The organism is Arthrobacter sp. Hiyo1, assembly GCF_001263615.2.
In the GTDB taxonomy this organism is placed as follows: Bacteria; Actinomycetota; Actinomycetes; order Actinomycetales; family Micrococcaceae; genus Arthrobacter.
Genome location: NZ_DF952471.1, coordinates 296,477 through 298,521, shown reverse-complemented (window position 1 = coordinate 298,521; position 2,045 = coordinate 296,477). Strand labels below are relative to the sequence as shown.

The following is a 2,045-nucleotide window of genomic DNA, read 5'->3' as shown; positions in this document are numbered from 1 at the left end:
CGACAGTCGCATTGTCATTGTTCACGGCCGTCTGCGCGGCGGCCACGGCACTGGCCTGCTGGCTCGCGTCCAGGTTGGCCGTTTGCTGGGCGTTCGTGAGGCTCTGGCTTGCCGAAGCCACCTGGTTGCTGGCTGAGGCCTGTTGTTGGTTTGCCTGCGCCGCGGCGGAATCCAGTTGCGCCTGGGCAACGGCCAGCGCGTTCTGGGCGTTCGTCGGATCAATGGTGACCAGCACCTGCCCGGCCGTGACCTGCTGACCGGTCACCGCAGAGACAGTGGCGATAGGCCCGGTGCAGTTCTGCGCATTGATGACGGTGGTGCTTGCGGGCGAGACGTTTCCGCTGGCCGTGGAAACCGCGGCGAGGTCCGCTGAGCTGACCGCGACGGTGCGGGCGGTGGTATCGGCGGCCGTTTGCGGCACACCGTTCAGCACGAAGAAGGCACCGGCGGCAATGCCCACGACGGCCACCCCGATGCCGCCGTTGATGAGTTGAGGTTTTGAGAGCATGCCCGAAGACTATTGTTGCTCTCTTGGAGAAGACCGAGTGCTACCTGATGGTTTACCCTACGTGACGCTCCGCTCGACGTGCCGCTTGCGGCGCGCGACCCTCGATCTCCACTCCAGGGCGCGCCGTGCGTCTATATTCTCCACAATGCATATTTTCTGACAGGCCAGCCACCAGAGAAGCACGACGGCGGACGCCAAGCAAGCGCCACCCACCACATCCGTGAACCAATGGGCAGCCAAATAGATCCGGCTGATCATCATGGCCAGCATTCCGCCGATCGCGAGCAGCCACGTCCAGGCGCGGCCGATGAGGAGCGCTATCACCAGAACGAATGCCGTGGTAGCGGATACGTGCCCCGATGGGTATGAATAGGTGTCCGTAGCCACATGCGCATTGAGGGGACGCGGCCTGTGAATGACCAACTTGAGCAACTGGGTCAGCAACATCACGCTGAGTCCTGCCATGGCGGAGAATACGGCCGACCGGGGTCTCCTCCGGATCAACAACGCCAAGGCGAGCAGAATGTGGAAGACCAGCATTCCCGTGTAGCCGGTCCAGTTGAGGGCGATGTTCAGGCTATCCCAGAACGGTGCGTGGAGGGTCGCCATGAATGCTTGCCATGCGTCGTCCACGCCCTGGAAAGGCGGGTTTCGATCCCCCGCAAGCAGAATGCCGCCAAGGACCGCGGCAATTGCGAGCAGCACGGTCGAGATGACAATGGTGCGTCCCTGATCGAGCTTGCGGGGGAGAATGACCCTCACCATCTCCACATCCTAACCAGCCCGCCGATAGTCTGGTGGGATGGGAAGCAAGCTGCGATGGGGCCATTGGGACGTGAGAAACGTGGCGCGGCTCGATCGCGCCATTGTCCGGGCGGTTTCCCGGTGGCCGGAGGGCCGGCACGATGCTGTCTGGAAAAACCTCTCGGAGGCCGCTACCAAGGGCAAGCTCTGGTTTGCCGTAGCTGGCGTCTGTGCGGCAATTCCAGGTAAGCCCCGCCAGGCCGCGATCCATGGACTCCTGGCCCTTGGGGTGGCATCCGCCGTCACCAATCTGGGTTTCAAGACGCTTCTTCCACGGACGCGGCCGTTGCCCGAGCACCTTCCGGTCTTCCGTTTTGTGAACCCGCAGCCCACAAGCTCGTCGATGCCTTCGGGCCATTCCGCGTCTGCGGCGGCATTCACTCTTGGCGTCGCGCTGGTGGATCCCCGCCTTGGTGCAGTTTTGGCTCCTGTTGCGGCGGGTGTGGCGTATTCCCGGGTCCATACGGGCGCCCACTGGCCTTCCGACGTCGTGCTGGGCTCCGCGATCGGCGCCGGAGCGGCCCTCCTGACGCGAAAGTGGTGGCCGGCCCGGCCTCCGGTTCCGGACACGGACCGTTCACCGGCCGTCGCGCCTGCAGTCGCGACGGCGAGGGGCTAAGTATTGCGGTCAACGCCCTCGGCGGTTCCTACTCGCCGGACACAGAAACCCAGCTCCGAGAAATATTCCCCAAGGCGTATATAAACCTGATTTCCGATGGCGATGACGTGGCTG

At 63.7% G+C, this 2,045-nt stretch carries 2 protein-coding genes and 1 pseudogene; 1 reads left to right on the top strand and 2 read right to left on the bottom strand.

Going from position 1 to position 2,045, the window contains the following annotated elements:
• Window positions 1-460: biotin/lipoyl-binding protein (locus AHiyo1_RS12965; protein WP_216363196.1), on the bottom strand; the 460-nt coding region annotated here is incomplete at its 3' end.
• A gap of 105 nt (window positions 461-565) precedes the next feature.
• A complete protein-coding gene (locus tag AHiyo1_RS12960) occupies window positions 566-1,273 on the bottom strand; it encodes a phosphatase PAP2 family protein (RefSeq protein ID WP_059388841.1) in 708 nt (235 codons plus the stop codon).
• A gap of 37 nt (window positions 1,274-1,310) precedes the next feature.
• Between AHiyo1_RS12960 and AHiyo1_RS12955 the strand changes: the two are divergent.
• Window positions 1,311-2,045: pseudogene (locus AHiyo1_RS12955) on the top strand (phosphatase PAP2 family protein); the annotation flags it as partial.